The sequence below is a fragment of the Streptomyces sp. WG7 genome, from assembly GCF_049975785.1.
GTDB lineage: Bacteria > Actinomycetota > Actinomycetes > Streptomycetales > Streptomycetaceae > Streptomyces.
The window spans coordinates 102,037-117,781 of sequence record NZ_JBNGGE010000010.1; the positions used below are offsets into that span (position 1 = coordinate 102,037).

Genomic DNA, 15,745 nt, shown 5'->3' on the forward strand with positions numbered 1-15,745 from the left:
CATGACCACAGTGAGCGACCCGCACCCGCCCCGCCTGCAGCGCCCGCCCGCAGAAGTGCGCCACGCCGACGAACTCGCCGAGCTGCGTGCGGGGGACACCGACCCGCGGCCGCCCGGCTGGCAGCTCAGCCTCCGTGCCGCCCTCCGCTTCGTGGTCGGAGACCCCGACGCCGGCATCAGCCGCAAGTTCGTCGGCAGCCCCTCGCTCGTCGAACGGGCCCTGGTGACCCTGGCCACCAACCGGGGTCTGATGCTCGTCGGCGAACCCGGCACTGCCAAGTCGTTGCTCTCCGAGCTCATCGCGGCAGCAGTCAGCGGCACCTCCACGCTCACTGTGCAGGGCGGCGCGGCCACCACCGAGGACCAGATCAAGTACTCCTGGAACTATGCCCTGCTGGTCTCCGAAGGCCCCTCCCGCCGCTCCCTCGTTCCCGCCCCCATGCTCCGCGGCATGGCCGAGGGACGCATCGTCCGCTTCGAGGAGATCACCCGCTGCCCCCTCGAGGTCCAGGACTGCCTGCTCTCCCTGCTCTCCGAACGCGTCGTCGCCGTACCCGAACTCGACGGCGACGACGGCATGGTCTTCGCCCGCCAGGGCTTCAACGTCATCGCCACCGCCAACACCCGCGACCGTGGCGTCAATGAGATGAGCGCCGCCCTCAAACGCCGTTTCAACTTCGAGACGGTCTTCCCGATACCCGACCTCGACACCGAACTCGCCCTCGTCGAAGCCGAGTCCACCGCCCTGCTCCGCGAGTCCGGAGTCGAGCGGGCACCCGACCCGGACGTCCTCGAGGTACTGGTCGGTACCTTCCGCGAACTGCGCGGCGCACCCGGCCAGGGCGACCGGCCCTCCGCGGTGATGAGCACCGCCGAAGCCGTCTCCACGGCCCACGCCGTCGGCCTGCGCGGCTGGTTCCTGCGCGGCGAGGCCGGCAACGCCGCCGACATCGTCTCCTGTCTCGCCGGCACCGCCGCCAAGGACAGCCCCGAGGACCTCGCCCTCCTGCGCCGCTTCCTCGAACAGCAGGCCCGCCTGCGCCGAGGCCCCCAGTGGCAGGCCCTCCACGAGGCCCGGCACCTGCTGGACCAACGGTGAGCGATGCCCGCGTCACCTTCCTGGGGGTGCGCCACCACTCACCGGCCTGCGCCGGCCTCGTCCGCCGCACGATCCGCGAACTGCGCCCGGCATACGTCCTGGTCGAGGGCCCCGCCGACATGAACGACCGGATCGGCGAACTGCTCCTCGGACACGAACTGCCCATCGCCGTCTTCAGCCACTACCGCGGCACCGAACGGGTCGCCACCTCCTGGGCTCCGCTGTGCGCGTACTCGCCGGAATGGGTGGCACTCACCGAGGGCCGTACCGCGGGCGCCGAGGTCCGGTTCATCGACCTGCCCGCCTGGCACCGCGCCTTCACCGACCGCCCCGACGGCGCGGCCAACCGCTACGCCGACGCCGAGGCCCGCTACAGCCGCGCCACCGAACGGCTCCGCGCCCGTTACCGGGTCGACACCGTGGACGCCCTGTGGGACCGCGTCTTCGAGATCGCCGATCCGGACGGCCTGCAGGACCGCCTGGACGCCTACTTCGCCCTGGTGCGCGGCGACACCGAGGCCGATGACGGAGACCGCGCCCGCGAGCAGTACATGGCCTCCTGGGTCCGTGCCGCAGTCGCACACGCCGGCAGCCGGCCGGTCCTGGTGGTGACCGGCGGCTTCCATCAGCCCGCCCTGCGCGCCCTCACCGCCGCCCCCGGCACGTCCGCGGGCGCGGAACCCACCGCATGGCCCCCGGTGCCCGTCCCACCCGACGGGGCCGCGGGCGGCAGCTTCCTGGTGCCCTACTCCTTCCGCCAGATGGACGCCTTCGCCGGCTACCAGTCCGGCATGCCGTCCCCCGGCTACTACCAGCACCTGTGGGACGAAGGCCCCGACGCGGCCGCGAAAACCCTCCGTCGCACCGTCGTGGAACGGCTCCGCGCCCGCGGCCTCCCCGCCTCCACCGCCGCCCTGATCTCCGCCCACACCCTCACCGAAGGCCTCGCCGCCCTCCGCGGACACTCCCGCCCCGCCCGCGTCGACGTCCTGGACGGCCTCGCCGCCGCACTGATCACCGACGACCTCGACCAGCCGCTCCCCTGGAACACCGACGGCCCCCTGAGGCCCGGCGCCCACCCCGCCGTCGTCGAAACGGTCGTCGCCTGCACCGGCGACCGCACCGGCCGCCTCCACCCCGACACCCCGCTGCCACCCCTGGTCCACCACGTGACCGCCGAGGAGATCCGCCTCGGCCTCGACGGCGACCGCAGCCTCGACCTCGACCTCACCAACCCCCGAGGGCTCGAACGCAGCCGCTTCCTCCACCAGCTGCGCATCCTCGGCATCCCCGGCCACACCCGCCTCACCGGCCCCGACCACGGAGCCGACCCCCGCGACCACGAAACCTGGGAACCCTGCCCCCGCACCGGCCGCGACGCCGCACTGACCGAGGCCGGCGCCTACGGAGCCCGCCCCGACGAGGCCGCCACAGCCCTCCTCGCCCGCCGCCTCCGTGACACCGGTACGGCCGCCGACGCCGGGACCACCGCCGCCCTCCTCTTCGACGCCGTCCTCTGCGGAGCCGGAGCCCTCTCCCGCGACCTCCTGGACGGCCTCGCCCACCGGATCCGTACCACCGCCGACCCCGGCCCTCTCGGGCGGGCCCTCGCGGTGGTCCTGGGCCTCTGGCGCCATGACCGCGTCTTCGGCACCGCCCGTGACCCGCTGCTCGGCACCGTCCTCGACCACGCCGTCGACCGGCTCTTCCACCTGGTGGAGGGCCTCCACGGCGGCCCGCCCGGCGTCGACGTCCCCCGCCTGCGCGCCCTGGCCGCCGCCCGCGACGCCCTCCTCCACGCCGCGCCCGCCCTTGCTCTCACCCCGGAAACCGCCGCCGCGACCGCCGCCCGTATCGCCCGCGACCGGCACGCCCCCGCCGACCTGCGCGGCGCCGCCCTCGGCCTGCGCCGCGCCCTCGGAGCCCTGGCCGAACCCGCCGGCGAGGCCGAAGCGTTCGCCGTCGCGGCCGACCCCTCCGTCCTCGGCGACTGGCTGGCCGGCCTACTCGCCCTCGCCCGCGAAGAAGTCCTGCGGCCCGCCCCGAAGGGGGAGCAGTCCCTGCTCGACACCCTGGACGGCGTCGTCACCACCATGACCGACGATGTCTTCCTCCACGCCCTGCCCGCCCTGCGTCAGGCCTTCGCCTTCTTCCCGCCCCGTGAACGCGAACGCGTCGCCCAACTCCTCCTCGACCGCCGGAACCTGCACGGCTCCGCCCGCACCCTGCTGCGCACCACCGCCGACCCGCTGCTCCTCGCCCGCGCGGCGGCCCTCGAGGAACACACCGACCTCCTGCTCGACCGGCACGCCCTCGGAGCACCCCGATGACCCCCGACGACCCCCGCGCAGGACTGGAACGCTGGCGGCTGATCCTCGGCGCCCCCGCCGAACGCCGCACCGGCGGCCTCGACGGCCCGGACGCCGCCCGCGACACCGCCCTCCAGTGGCTCTACGGCCGCGACGACGACCTCGCCCGCCGTGGTGAACGCCGCGGCACCGCCGACGGCCGGGAGGGCGGCGACGGCCCCTCCACGCTCGCCGTCGTCGACTGGCTCGACGACATCCACCGTCTCTTCCCCCGGGAGACGGTCGAACGCCTCGAACGCGACGCCGTGGAGACCTACGGCATCGACGAGATCGTCACCGATCCCGACGTTCTCCTCCGCGTGGAACCCAGCACCAGCCTGCTGCGGGCCGTGCTGCGCACCAAACACCTGATGAACCCGCAGATCCTGGCCGCCGCCCGGCGCATCGTCGAAGCCGTCGTGCGCGACCTGACCGAGCGGCTGAGGCCCGAGATCCGGCGCGCCCTCACCGGAACCCGCTCCCGCCGCCCCAGCCGGACCCCCCTCGCCCGGAACTTCGACTTCAGGGCCACCATCCGCGCCAACCTCGCCCACTACCGGCCCGAGGACCGCCGCATCCTCATCGAGCAGCCGCACTTCCACTCCCGCACCCGCCGCCACGTCGAGCAGTGGCAGCTGATCCTCCTCGTCGACCAGTCCGGCTCCATGGCCGGATCCGTGATCCACTCCGCCGTCACCGCTGCCTGCCTGTGGGGCCTGCCCGGACTGCGCACCCACCTGGTCGCTTTCGACACGCAGGTCGTCGACCTCACCTGTGACGTCACCGACCCCGTCGAACTCCTGATGAAGGTCCAGCTCGGCGGTGGCACCGACATCGCCCGCGCCGTCGACTACTCCGCCGGCCTCGTCGACAACCCGCGCCGCACGATCGTCGCCCTGATCACCGACTTCTACGAGGGCGGCGACGCCCACCGTCTGACCCGCACCGTCCGCGACCTGACCGGACAGGGCGTCACCGTCCTCGGCCTCGCCGCCCTCGACGAGGAGGCCGCCCCCTCCTACGACCGCGACCTGGCCGGCCGCCTCGCCGAGGCCGGCGCACACATCGGCGCCATGACCCCCGGCCACCTGGCCGAATTCGTCGCCGAGACAATGGCCCACGGAGGACGAACGGCATGACCCGCACCGACCTGCTCGCCCTCACCCCCGATACCCTCGCCGCCCTCGCCAACCGCGGCCTGGTCAAACGCGCCGCCAAGGACCTCGACGCCGGAGCGGGCCCCGACCTGGACGTCACCGGCGACCACACCGTGCACGGCTGCTTTCCCGACGGCACCGAGACCCGACTGCCGCCCGGCACCACGCTGCAGGACGCCCGCTGCAGCTGCGAGGCCCACGGAGTCTGCCGCCACCGCATCGGCCTCGTCCTCGCCTACCAGCGCACCGCGACCGCAGCGGACACCCCGCCGCCCTTCACCGACTGGTCCCCCGGAAGCATCGACGACACCGCCCTCGCCGAGGCCTTCGGCCGGCCCGCCCTCACCGCGGCCCGGCGCACCCGCGACCGCGGCTACCAGGCCGTCCTCCACCGCCCCACCCCCGCCGACCCGGTTCCCGCCGTCGAACTCCCCGCCTGCACCGTCCGCTTCCCCGTGCCCCACCGCCCCGGCTTCGCCGTCACCGACGCCGCCGAGCCGCTGCGCGGTGTGACGGTCGTACTTGCCGTCTGGGCCTTCCGCGCCGCCGACACCGAGGGCAGCGACCGAGTCACCGTCGGAGGAAAGGAAACAACCCCGGACAACGGCGACAGCGCCCACCGCGCAGCCATGGACCTCGTCGACGAACTCCTCGTCGAAGGCGTCCCCCAGGCCGGCCCCGTCCTGGACGGAACCCTCCGCCGAGCCGGCGCCGCCCTCACGGCCGCCGGACGCCACTGGCCCGCCGCGGCCCTCGAGGGGATACGCCACCAACTCGCCGAGCACGCCGTCCGCGGCGCCCGCCACGACCGCGAGACCCACGCCCTGCTCCTCGCCGAACTCCACGCCCGCCACCGCGCCGCCCCCACCGACCCCGCAGCCGTCCTCGGCACTGCCGAGACGGCCCGCACGGCCTTGCGCCGCGTCCGCCTCGTCGCCCTCGGCTGCCACGTCGACGGCTCCGCCCGCGACCGCACCGCCGACGTCTTCTTCGCCCACCCCGATGCCGGTATCGTCCTCGTTCTGCACAAACGCTGGGAGCTGCCCGACGGTCAGGCGCCCACCGGCCACGACCTCGGCTCCCGCAGGATCCTCGGTACGAACCTGCGCACCCTTGCCGCCGCCAACGTGGTCAGCGAGGCCACCTCCCGCACAGCCGGCCGCGCCGTGGAGATCTCCCGCGGCCGGATCGCCACCACCTCCGTCACCCCCGTCGGCACCGCCTGGGACGACCTGCCGCCCGGGCTGCTGGTCACCGACCTCGCCGCGCAGTTCCCCGCCCCCGGTGCCCTCCCTCCCCGCCTCGTCCGCCCTCGGGTGGAGGCCGAGTCCATGCGCGTCCTCGCCGTCGCGGAGGCCGGACCCGTGCGGTACGACCCGGCCGCACAGCGCCTCGAAGCCGTCCTCCACGACCCGGCCGGCAACGAGGCCCTGCTGAGCACCGCGCACAACCCCCACTGCCCCGGCACCCTGGACGCCCTGGCCGACGCCCTCGCCTCCGGTACCGTCGACCGGATCAGCGGTTCCCTCCGCCATGACCGGGGCAGGGTCCTCGTCGCCCCTCTCGCCGTCCGTACCTCCCACGGCGTCCTCGTCCCCGACCTCGCCCCCGGCGACGGCGACACCGCCCTCCCCGTCGCCCCGCACCTTCCGGACGACCCCCTCACCACCGCCCTGGAACAGGCCCTCGCAGCCCTCGCCGAGGCCGCCCACCACGGCCTGAAGAACCTGACTGCCACCGACCACGACACCCTCGCATCAGCAGCCGCCCTCCTGCACCGAACCGGCTTCCACACCACCGCGGACAAGGTCTCCGCTGTGACGACCACCCTCCGCACCCACGGCCCGGCCCCCGCCACTTCCCACTGGCACACCGCCGTCATCCGCCTCGCCACAACCCTGGAACTCCACCGGACCGGCCCGTACACATTGCCGTGACTGGGAAAGACGGATGGTCCGGTGCGTTCACGTTGAGCCCCAGCACCTTGTGCACGTCATCCTCGACCCTGGGGTAGCTCCGGGGCAGCGGAGACTGTGGCGGCGATGCCCGGCCGTACCGAGCGGGAGGGCCGGACCTGGCCCCGGGACGGCCGTGCGAGCCGTCTCGCAGGCGAAGAAGCCGACGGCCCGGCCGGAGCCGGCCGTGCCCTCGTGTCTGCGAGAGGACGAGCCGCCTCCCGCCCCTGACAGCGGGCGGGCCCGTCGGAGCGACCGGGCTCCCGACCGAGTTCGGCAGCGTGGTGCGGGCTGCCGAATCTCAGAGCCTTCTGATTTCCCGTCACTACCGTCCGGGCCATGGTGCGCGACTATCTCATCATCGGGGCCGGACCGGCCGGACTCCAACTTGCCGCTCTGCTGGAACGCGACGGGCGCGACTACGTCGTCCTGGAGCGGGGGAGCGGACCGGGGACGTTCTTCACCCGGTACCCCCGCCATCGGCAGCTGATATCGACCAACAAGGTGCACACGGGTTTCACGGACCCGGAACTCAACCTGCGCATGGACTGGAACTCACTGCTCAGCGACGACCCGGAGCTGCTCTTCACCCGGTACAGCGAGCGCTACTTCCCACCGGCGGACGACCTGGTGCGCTATCTGGCCGACTTCGCGGCAGGCACCGGAGTGCGCGTCGAGTACGGGACAGAGGTCGTCCAGGTCTCCCGCACGGACGGCGTCTTCACCGTCGCCGACGACGACGGACGCACCTGGCAGGCCAAGCGGCTCGTCATGGCGACCGGTATCTCCCGGCTCTACGAGCCGCCCGTCCCGGGCCTCGAACTCGCCGAGCGGTACGACACCTTCGACCCCGACCCGGCGTCCTTCACCGACCAGCGGGTGCTGGTCATCGGCAAGGGCAACTCCGCGTTCGAAACCGCCGACGGTCTCGTGGAGAAGGCCGCGGTGATCCACGTCGCCGGCCCGCACTCGGTCAGACTCGCCTGGAAGACCCACTACCTCGGGCATCTGCGCGCGGTGAACAACAACTTCCTGGACACCTACCAGCTCAAGTCGCAGAACGCGGTGCTCGACGGCACCGTGGAGAGCGTCGAGAAGTCCGGGAGCGGCGGCTTCCGGGTGATGCTCCGCTATGCGCGGACCACGGAACCGCTGCGCGAACTGCACTACGACCGGATCATCGTATGCACCGGCTTCCGCTTCGACGCGTCCGTCTTCGACGACACCTGCCGCCCCGCGCTCGTCATCAACGACCGGTTCCCCGAGCAGACCTCGTCCTTCGAGTCGGTCAACGTACCGGACCTGTACTTCGCCGGAACCCTGATGCAGCAGCGGGACTTCAAGAAGTCCACCAACGGCTTCATCCACGGTTTCCGCTACGCGACGCGTGCCCTGCACCGCATCCTGGGCGCTCGCCATCTCGGTACCCCCTGGCCCGCCCGGACGCTCACCGCCACGCCGGAGGCGATCGCCGACGCCGTCATCGGCCGCGTCAACCGCTCGTCGGGCCTGTGGCAGCAGTTCGGGTTCCTCGGTGACGTGGTCGGCGTGGACGGCGACCGCGCCGTGTACCAGGAGGAGGTCCCGCTCGACTACGTCACCGACGGCGGTCTCGGGCCCGCACCGCACCGGTTCGTCGTCGATCTGGAGTACGGACCCGAACACGACCAGGCCGACCCGTTCGACATCGGTGTCCCGCGCGTGGTCGAGAACGACGTCGACCACGCCATGGATTCCACCTACCTCCATCCCGTTGTCCGCCACTACCGGGACGGCGTACTCGCCGGGACCCACCACCTGGCGGAGAACCTGGAGAACGACTGGAACCTCCCGGCGGTCCACCGGCAGCCGCTCACCAGGTTTGTGAGGGAGAGCCTTGGCTGAGCAGTTCCCCGGTGCCGTACTCGACCTCCTCGACGCGGCGGGCGACCGTACGGTGTTCGAGCACGCCGGCCGGGAGGTCTCGGGAGCCCGGCTCCTCGGCATGGTGCGGCGCGCGGTGAACGGCATGCGGCGCCGCGGTGTCGGGCCCGGCGACGGCGTCGCCATGCTGCTCGGGGTCGGCCCCGGGCCGTTCGCAGCGATCATCGCCGCCCACGTCGTCGGGGCCCGCGTCGTCGGGGTGCGGCCCGGCCTGACCGGGCGCCAGCAGGAGCACCTCCTGAGGGATGCCGCGGTACGGGTCACCGACCGGCCCGACGGTCCCGGCGTCCGCGGGACCGGGACCGTCCTCGCGCTCGACCGCCTGCTGTCGGCGGAGGACGACGGTGTCCGGCCACGGGTTCTGGCACGGCCCGAGGACGTCGCCCGGCTCCTGCACACCAGCGGCAGCACCGGCGTCCCCAAGGCGTGCGCCCAGACCTACGCGGCGATGACCGCGGGCTGGGCGCACCGGCCGGACGCCTGGCCGCCCGCCGTCCGCCGACTCGCCGGGCACCTGGACCGGTTCCTGGTGTTCGGCACCCTGGCCAGCCAGGTGATGATGGAGTACGGGCTGCTGGCACTTGCCGCCGGCGGCACCCTGGTCACCGCCGACCCACCGGACTTCCCCGACGCCCTGGTGCGGCACCGGGCCACCGCGAGCGTCATCACGGTCGCCCGGCTGGCGAGACTCGTGGCGGATCAGCGCGAGTCGCCGGTGGACCTCGGTGGTCTGCGCGCGCTGATGGTGTCGGGGTCACCGCTGGAGCCGGGACGGCTGCGGGAGGCGGTCGAGGTGCTCGGCCCGGTCGTCTTCCACGGCTACGGACAGACCGAGACCGGCATGATCTCCATGGCCACCCCACAGGAGCCGGCAGGCTCCCTCGGGGTGCCGCCCGTCGAGCTGGAGATCCGCGACACCTCCGGCCGCCCGGTCCGGCAGGGGACCGACGGCGAACTCTTCGTCCGCACCCCGTCGCAGAGCTCCGGCTACTGGCGCGAACCCGCCCTCACGGCGGAGGTGTTCCGCGACGGGTGGGTGCGCACCCGCGACCTCGGCCGTCTCGACGCATCGGGCCGGCTGTGGCTCACGGGACGGGTCCGGGACGTGATCATCGTCAACGCCAACGTGTACTACGCCGGGCCCGTCGAGCGGCTGCTCGCCGGGCATCCCGCGGTGGCGGAGGCGTACGTCGTCGCCGTGCCCGACGACAGTACGGGCGAGGCCGTCCACGCCTTCGTCGTCCCCTCGGCCGGTCGTACCCCGGACCTCGGCGAACTGCGCACGCTCGTGGCAGCGGAGCTGGGGGAGGCCTGCGCTCCGACCCGGCTCACCCTCATCGGCGAGGTACCGCTCACGGCCGCCGGGAAACCCGACAAGCGGCGTCTCGCGGCCGGAGGCTAGCGTGCCGGGCCCCGTCCCGGGCCGTGCCCGGGGAGGCGGGAGGGACGGGGCGGCGAGTGCGCCGCCATGGGCGCCGCCGCTCACGGTGCCGTGCCCTCGTTGCCCGGTGCGGGCGTTGCCGGCACGGTCTTCTCGGCGGCAACGGCTTCGCCGCGCACCAGATCGTCGAGTTCGGCGTTCAGCCCGGCGTCTTCGGGATGCCGGGCAGCGGCCTGCGGGTCACTCCCGCGGAGGGCGACGGCTCCCCCCGCGATGGCCATGGGAAGAGCGACGAGCACCGCGGCGGTGCGCATGCCTCCCGGCGCGGAGAGGACCAGAGCGATGAGAGGGGGCCCGAAGGCTCCGCCTGATTTGCCGACCGCCGCGGCCCAACCGCCGGCGGTCCCCCGGATGGCCATGGGGTAGATCTCCGCCGTGTAGGGGCCGATGAGTGCGATGACACCGGCGGTCCCGGCGAACAGCAGCATCACGGCGGTCAGGAGGACAGGCCGGCTGCCGTCCGTCCCGACGGCGGCCAGAGCGAGCAGCGCCGCGACGGTGAGGGCCGCGTAGACGACCATGGTGCCCTTCGCCGACCAGCGCATGTAGAGCCATGCGGCCGCGACGCAGGTGGGGATGGACAACAGTGACGAGACGAACAGCAGCGTGGCGGCGGACATGCCCCCCTCGTTCGAGGCCTCCAGCTGACTGGGCAGGAAGGTGATGAAACCCCAGTAGACGAGGCCCCAGGCGAGTGCGTAACCGCTGACGACCAGAGTCTTGGCCGTCTGGGGGCGTTTGAACAGGGTGGAGGCGGGGACGCGCCCGGCCTGTGAACGCTGGGCGGTGAAGGCGGCTGATTCCGGAATCCAGCGGTTCAGCGCGATCAGGATCAGGACCAGTGGGAGCTGGGCGAACCACAGAACACGCCACCCGGTCAGCGGGATCAGCACCGCGGCCAGTCCGGCGGCCGCCATGTAGCCGCCAGTGGTGGTGAGCCCGGCCTGGAGCACCATGACGGCCGCGCGTCGTCCGGGCGGCAGGCTCTCGGTCATCAGGGCGTAGACGACGGGCAGCATGCCTCCGGCCGCCATCCCCATCAGAGCGCACATGACCAGGATGCCGCTGTAGGTCGTCATGGCGCCGCACACCGTCGTACCGAGAAAGAGAAGGGACGCGATGAGGATCGTGGCCCTGCGCCCGATACGGTCCGCGGCACGACCCCCCACGAGTGATCCCAGTACCGTGCCGCTGAGTGCCACGGTGGGCAGCCACGAGATCTCAGCGGCGCTGAGATGGAACTCGGCACGCATGCCGGGCTGGATGAACGCCAGAGTGGCGGGTTTCATCTGGTCCACCATCAGCGCGAAGCTCAGAACGGCGATGAGGCTGTGCCGGCTCGCCCGGGTCGTCCGGGCCGGAGCGGGGGTGGCCGCGGGGCCTGCTCCGGGGGGCTGCACGACCGCGAACCCGGAGATCACCACGCCCACGACGATGGCGGCCATGGCGGCCCACATCACCTCCGACGTCCCCATCATGGCCATGTGGAATCCCATGGACGCGGAATCGATGAACATCCACACGTGCTGGCCGACGCCGGCGCACGTGAGGGCGACGCCGGTCCAGAACATCAAGGGCCGGGGTATCAGCGAAGCTGGTTGCGCGGGCAAGGTCAGTCCTCCGCCCTGTAGAAGCTCTGACGCGGCTCCCCGCGGAAGCGGCCCGCCTCGGCGACGGGCGGCGTTCCGTCCGGTCGCGGCCACCGGCTCACGACCCGGCAGCCGGCCGGGATCACCACGACCGCCGGAACGAACGCGGGGCCGAGCTCCGTGCCGGTCATCCGTCGCCCTTCCCCGGGTGGCGGACCGGACAGCGCCCGGCCCGCTGCTCCTCGAAGTACCGTGCCGCCGGACGCCGCCGGCGGGCGTGCAGGACCATGACCGTGCCGAGCACCAACTGGCGTACGCTCCGGGTCACGTCCTCCACCCCGTCCCGCAGCCGGACGAAGCTCCGCAACGCCTCCAGGCGGCGGGGCCGGGGAGGCAGGCCGCGCGGAATCAGCAGGCACGGCGCCCGGTGTGGAATGGAGCGGGTGTGCGCGGCCGTCGAGTCCAGCCGGAACCGGCCCAGCACCTCGCGGACCGCGGCGCGCAGTACGAGCGGCGAGATCCGCCAGGCCGGACAGGGGCGGTTGGCTGCCAAGCCGTACGGGATGTGGTGGACGTCCCTGGCGGTCAGGCGGGGCCAGCGGTCGGGGTCGAACACCTCGGGCCGGTCGTATCCGGTGGCGTGGTAGTCGGGGTAGCTGAAGCACACCACGGAGCCCGCCGGCAGCACCGTCGCCTCGTCGAGCGGGATCTCACCCGTGGTGATGCGGTGGGCGATGCCGAACAGCGGGTACAGCCGCATCGTCTCGTCGAGCACCTGCGTCAGGTACCGGTCGTCCTCCGGATCCGCGGCCAGGCGCTGCTGCACCCGCGGGTGGTGGGCGAGGGCGAGCAGGACGTGCGCGGTCGCCTCGGACAGCTGCACGACCGCAGTGTTGAAGAAGGTCCCTTGCAGGTAGTGCACCTGCTCCGGCACCGACAGGGAGGCCGGCAGCGGGTGCGGTACGTGGCCGGCCGCGACCCGGTCCCGCAGGTAGGCGGTCAGCCGGGCCCGGCGCCGCGGATGGCGTAGACCGGTGCACTTCAGGGCGGTGATCACGTCATCGGCGTGAGCGGTGATCAGGTCCCGGGCACGCGGCGGGCACGGCTCCCGGAAGACCAGCTCGTAGCAGAACCCGGCCCACGCGGGCATCACCAGGTCCCGCAGCCGTACGAGGCTGATCCGCGTGTCCGGCAGCGTGTCCAGCGCGCCGGCGACCGCGCGGGCCGCCGCCGCCGTGAGATCGGCCGAGTTCCCGGCGACGATGCGCCGCGTCGTCGCGGCCACGTCCTCGTAGCGTTCGCCGGGCTCCAGGTGTTCCTGGTGCACCTCGGGCCCCGGCGCCAGCCAGTACCAGAACAGGTCGGACAGGCCCGCCCCCTCGCTCCGCCCGTTCGCGGCCGGGTGGGCGTAGACCCGCTCGAACACCTCCGGCCCGTGGGTGGCGTTGGGCAGGGTCACCACCCGGTCGCCGTTGACCTTCTCGAAGATGCGTACGCGCAGCGCCACCACGGCGCGCGGCAGCCACCACGCCCGCGTCCTCGTCCGGTTCCTCACCACGTCCCCCCGTTCCGTACGACCATGTCGGCCGTCAGATCGGCGTTCCGGCGCCCGCCGCACAGGGCGAGCGTGTGGTCGTACTCCTCCCGCAGTGTCGACAGGACCCGCCGTACTCCCGTCTCCCCCTCGGCGGCCAGACCCCACACCACCGGGCGTCCCACGCCGACGGCGCTCGCGCCCAGGGCGAGCGCCACTGCGACATCGCTGCCCCGGCGCACCCCTCCGTCGAGCAGGACCGGCACCCGGCCCGCGACCGCCTCGGTGATGGCGGGCAGGCAGTCCACGGCCGCCGGTACCGCGTCGCACTGGCGGCCCCCGTGGTTGGAGACGATCACCCCGGCCGCGCCGTGCTCGACGGCCAGCCGTGCGTCCTCCGGATGCAGTACTCCCTTGATCAGCACGGGAAGTGAGGTAGCGCGCAGGGCCTCGGCGAAGTCCGGCCAGCGGACCGCCGGGGACATGGGGATGGCGGTGAGCGCGCCCGGTCCGGCACCGGGCAGGCCGCGCATGTTCTCCGCGGCGAGTCCGGGCGGCAGGTCGGTGAACCCGTTCCGCAGGTCCCTGGTGTGCCGGCCGAACACCGGCGAGTCGACGGTGATCACCAGTGCCGTGCAGCCCGCTTCCTCGGCGCGCCGGACGAGAGCGGCGGTGACCTCCCCGCGGGGGTGCAGATACAGCTGGAACCACACGGCCGGGTCGGACGCCGCTTCGCGCGCCGCGGCGACGACGTCGAGGACCGCGGTGGTCGCGGCCGTCCCCGTCACCAGGACGGCTCCCTCGGCCGCGGCGGCACGGGCCGTGGCCCGCTCGCCGCCCCGGTGCACCAGCCGGTGGAAGGCGGTAGGTGCGACGATCACCGGCGCCACCCGCCGGGCTCCCGGAAGATCGACTGCGGTGTCCCGCGTCTCGCTGCCGCTCAGCACCCTCGGCAGCAGCGCGTACCGGTCGAACGCCTTCTCGTTGCGGGCGAGGACGCGTTCCTCGCCCGCGCCGCCCGCCACGTAGTCGTAGGAGACCGGATCCAGCGTCTTCCGTGCGCTGTCGTGCAGTTCTCGGAGCGTCACGACGCCACCGGGGCGGCCGGGCTCCGGTGCGCGGTGAGAAAGGCGTCCAGCGGGGCGCGGTGGACCTCCTCGCCGTCCCACTCGTTCTCCAGGTTCTCGGCGAGGTGGTGTTCGGCGACGAACTCGCCGTCCCGGTACCAGCGCACGACCGGATGCAGATAGCGTCCGTCCAGGCCCGACACGTCCTGCTGGGACTTGCGGCCCGCGGTGACGTCGAAGGGGTCCACCCGGTCGTGGTCCTCCCCGTACTCCAGGGTGATCACCGCGTAGGCGTCCACCTCACCGAAGTCCCCGGCGCGCACGGCGCCCGGCACGTGGCCGACGGGCACCTCCTCGGCGTAGCGCAGCGTGCCGTCCGGGGCGAGGAGCAGCAGGTCACCGAGGACGGCGAACTGCTGCCACAGCGCGGAGGACCGGTTGACCCGGGTGATCACCGCGTCGACGGCCCGCTCCGTGGCGTCCCCGAGCACCGTCGTCGGCCAGGGCACCTTGTCGTGCTGCTGCCGCAGTCCACGGTGCAGCGCCCGCACCGCGTAGCGGAAGCCGTGGATGAAGCCGGTCGTGGACTTCCCGAAGTCACGGCCCTGCATCAGCGTCCCCGCGAAGTACAGACCGGGTACGTTGACCGACTCGCCGAGAGGGGTCAACTCCGGGAAACGGCCGTCGACGACCAGGTCCGGCGTGCAGGTGTCGTCGAAGATCGAGCCGTCGAACCGGAAGCCGGTCGCGACGATCACCCGGTCGTAGCGGATCTCCTTGACCACCTCGTCGACCCGCTCGAAGGAGACCGGTACGTGAAAGCCGTCCGGCTCACGTCTGATCGCGAGCACCCGGCCGTCGAGGAGAGCGTTCTGCGACTTCAGCTGGTAGCTGTCCAGGAAGTTGTTGTAGACCGCGCGCAGGTGTCCCACATAGTGCGTCCGCCAGGCCATCTTCAGCGAGCCCGAGCCGACGACGTGGATGACCGCCGCGGTCTCCATCAGGTTCTCGGCCGTCTCGAAGGCGGAGTTGCCCCGGCCGATGATGAGCACCCGCTGATCGGTGAAGGACTCCGGGTCGGTGTCGATCGTGTCGTAGCGCTCGGCCAGTTCGATGCCCGGGACCGACGGCAGGTTCGGCACGGGCACTCCGGTGGCGGCCACCAGACGCCGTGCACGCCACGCCCTTCCCGTGTGGTCGGTGACGGTGAAGCCCCCGGCGTCGCGGGAGACCTTCTCGACGGAGGTGTCGTACCGCACGCGCACCCCGGTCCGGGAGGCGAAGTCCGTCAGGTAGCGCACCAGGTCGTCGGCCGGCGGGAAGTAGCGGGGGCTGTACCGGGTGAACAGCAGCTCGGGGTCGTCGCTCAGCAGGGAGTTCCAGTCCATCCGCAGCCGCAGCTCCGGATCGTCGTACCCCGTGTGCACCTTGTTGTTCGAGATCAGAAAGCGGTGCCGGGGGAACCGCGTGAAGAACGTGCCCGGACCACTGCCGCGCTCCAGGACGACGTAGTCCGCGCCGTCCCGCTCCAGGAAGGCGGCAAGTTGCAGCCCGGCGGGCCCCGCGCCGATGATCAGGTAGTCATGGGTCATGCTCCGGAAGCTAGTCACCGGATCTCAGAGCGCTCTGAGA

At 72.8% G+C, this 15,745-nt stretch carries 11 protein-coding genes; 6 read left to right on the forward strand and 5 right to left on the reverse strand.

Annotated features, from left to right (window positions below; genetic code table 11):
• Nucleotide 1: 1 nt before the first annotated feature.
• The 6 genes from ACP4J0_RS13570 (at nt 2) to ACP4J0_RS13595 (ending at nt 9,884) form a co-directional block, all read left to right on the forward strand.
• Complete coding sequence (locus ACP4J0_RS13570) at nt 2-1,099, forward strand: AAA family ATPase (protein WP_426598905.1); 1,098 nt, start codon at nt 2-4, stop codon at nt 1,097-1,099.
• Entirely contained in the window at nt 1,096-3,429 is a 2,334-nt protein-coding gene (locus tag ACP4J0_RS13575; RefSeq protein WP_426598906.1) for a DUF5682 family protein, read from the forward strand. Before ACP4J0_RS13570 ends, ACP4J0_RS13575 begins: the two co-directional genes overlap by 4 nt.
• The gene (locus ACP4J0_RS13580; RefSeq protein WP_426598907.1) at nt 3,426-4,586 is read left to right on the forward strand and encodes a VWA domain-containing protein; all 1,161 of its coding nucleotides are present in this window, start codon (nt 3,426-3,428) and stop codon (nt 4,584-4,586) included. The genes ACP4J0_RS13575 and ACP4J0_RS13580 overlap by 4 nt, the downstream gene beginning before the upstream one ends.
• The gene (locus tag ACP4J0_RS13585; RefSeq protein WP_426598908.1) at nt 4,583-6,541 is read left to right on the forward strand and encodes a hypothetical protein; all 1,959 of its coding nucleotides are present in this window, start codon (nt 4,583-4,585) and stop codon (nt 6,539-6,541) included. The genes ACP4J0_RS13580 and ACP4J0_RS13585 overlap by 4 nt, the downstream gene beginning before the upstream one ends.
• Before the next feature lie 357 nt (nt 6,542-6,898).
• Complete coding sequence (locus ACP4J0_RS13590; protein WP_426598909.1) at nt 6,899-8,443, forward strand: NAD(P)-binding domain-containing protein; 1,545 nt, start codon at nt 6,899-6,901, stop codon at nt 8,441-8,443.
• Nucleotides 8,436-9,884, forward strand: coding sequence for a class I adenylate-forming enzyme family protein (locus tag ACP4J0_RS13595; RefSeq protein ID WP_426598910.1), 1,449 nt, complete (start codon nt 8,436-8,438; stop codon nt 9,882-9,884). Before ACP4J0_RS13590 ends, ACP4J0_RS13595 begins: the two co-directional genes overlap by 8 nt.
• 80 nt (nt 9,885-9,964) lie before the next feature.
• Here the strand turns inward: ACP4J0_RS13595 and ACP4J0_RS13600 are convergent, their stop codons facing one another.
• From ACP4J0_RS13600 to ACP4J0_RS13620, 5 genes are read right to left on the reverse strand one after another with little or no spacing between them, the layout of a single operon-like run.
• Complete coding sequence (locus ACP4J0_RS13600) at nt 9,965-11,494, reverse strand: MFS transporter (protein ID WP_426598911.1); 1,530 nt, start codon at nt 11,492-11,494, stop codon at nt 9,965-9,967.
• Between the two features lie 41 nt (nt 11,495-11,535).
• Complete coding sequence (locus ACP4J0_RS13605; protein WP_426598912.1) at nt 11,536-11,703, reverse strand: hypothetical protein; 168 nt, start codon at nt 11,701-11,703, stop codon at nt 11,536-11,538.
• Complete coding sequence (locus ACP4J0_RS13610) at nt 11,700-13,070, reverse strand: cytochrome P450 (RefSeq protein WP_426598913.1); 1,371 nt, start codon at nt 13,068-13,070, stop codon at nt 11,700-11,702. Before ACP4J0_RS13610 ends, ACP4J0_RS13605 begins: the two co-directional genes overlap by 4 nt.
• Entirely contained in the window at nt 13,064-14,134 is a 1,071-nt protein-coding gene (locus ACP4J0_RS13615; RefSeq protein ID WP_426598914.1) for an alpha-hydroxy acid oxidase, read from the reverse strand. The genes ACP4J0_RS13610 and ACP4J0_RS13615 overlap by 7 nt, the downstream gene beginning before the upstream one ends.
• Complete coding sequence (locus tag ACP4J0_RS13620) at nt 14,131-15,705, reverse strand: NAD(P)-binding domain-containing protein (protein WP_426598915.1); 1,575 nt, start codon at nt 15,703-15,705, stop codon at nt 14,131-14,133. Before ACP4J0_RS13620 ends, ACP4J0_RS13615 begins: the two co-directional genes overlap by 4 nt.
• Nucleotides 15,706-15,745: the final 40 nt, after the last annotated feature.

What these genes read in the sequence shown, in the direction of transcription:
- ACP4J0_RS13570 (WP_426598905.1), top strand. Translation starts at nt 2, where the DNA reads ATGACCACAGTGAGCGACCCGCACCCGCCCCGCCTGCAGCGCCCGCCC.
- ACP4J0_RS13580 (WP_426598907.1), top strand. Translation starts at nt 3,426, where the DNA reads ATGACCCCCGACGACCCCCGCGCAGGACTGGAACGCTGGCGGCTGATC.
- ACP4J0_RS13585 (WP_426598908.1), top strand. Translation starts at nt 4,583, where the DNA reads ATGACCCGCACCGACCTGCTCGCCCTCACCCCCGATACCCTCGCCGCC.
- ACP4J0_RS13590 (WP_426598909.1), top strand. Translation starts at nt 6,899, where the DNA reads ATGGTGCGCGACTATCTCATCATCGGGGCCGGACCGGCCGGACTCCAA.
- ACP4J0_RS13600 (WP_426598911.1), bottom strand. Translation starts at nt 11,494, where the DNA reads ATGTTCTGGACCGGCGTCGCCCTCACGTGCGCCGGCGTCGGCCAGCAC.
- ACP4J0_RS13605 (WP_426598912.1), bottom strand. Translation starts at nt 11,703, where the DNA reads ATGACCGGCACGGAGCTCGGCCCCGCGTTCGTTCCGGCGGTCGTGGTG.
- ACP4J0_RS13620 (WP_426598915.1), bottom strand. Translation starts at nt 15,705, where the DNA reads ATGACCCATGACTACCTGATCATCGGCGCGGGGCCCGCCGGGCTGCAA.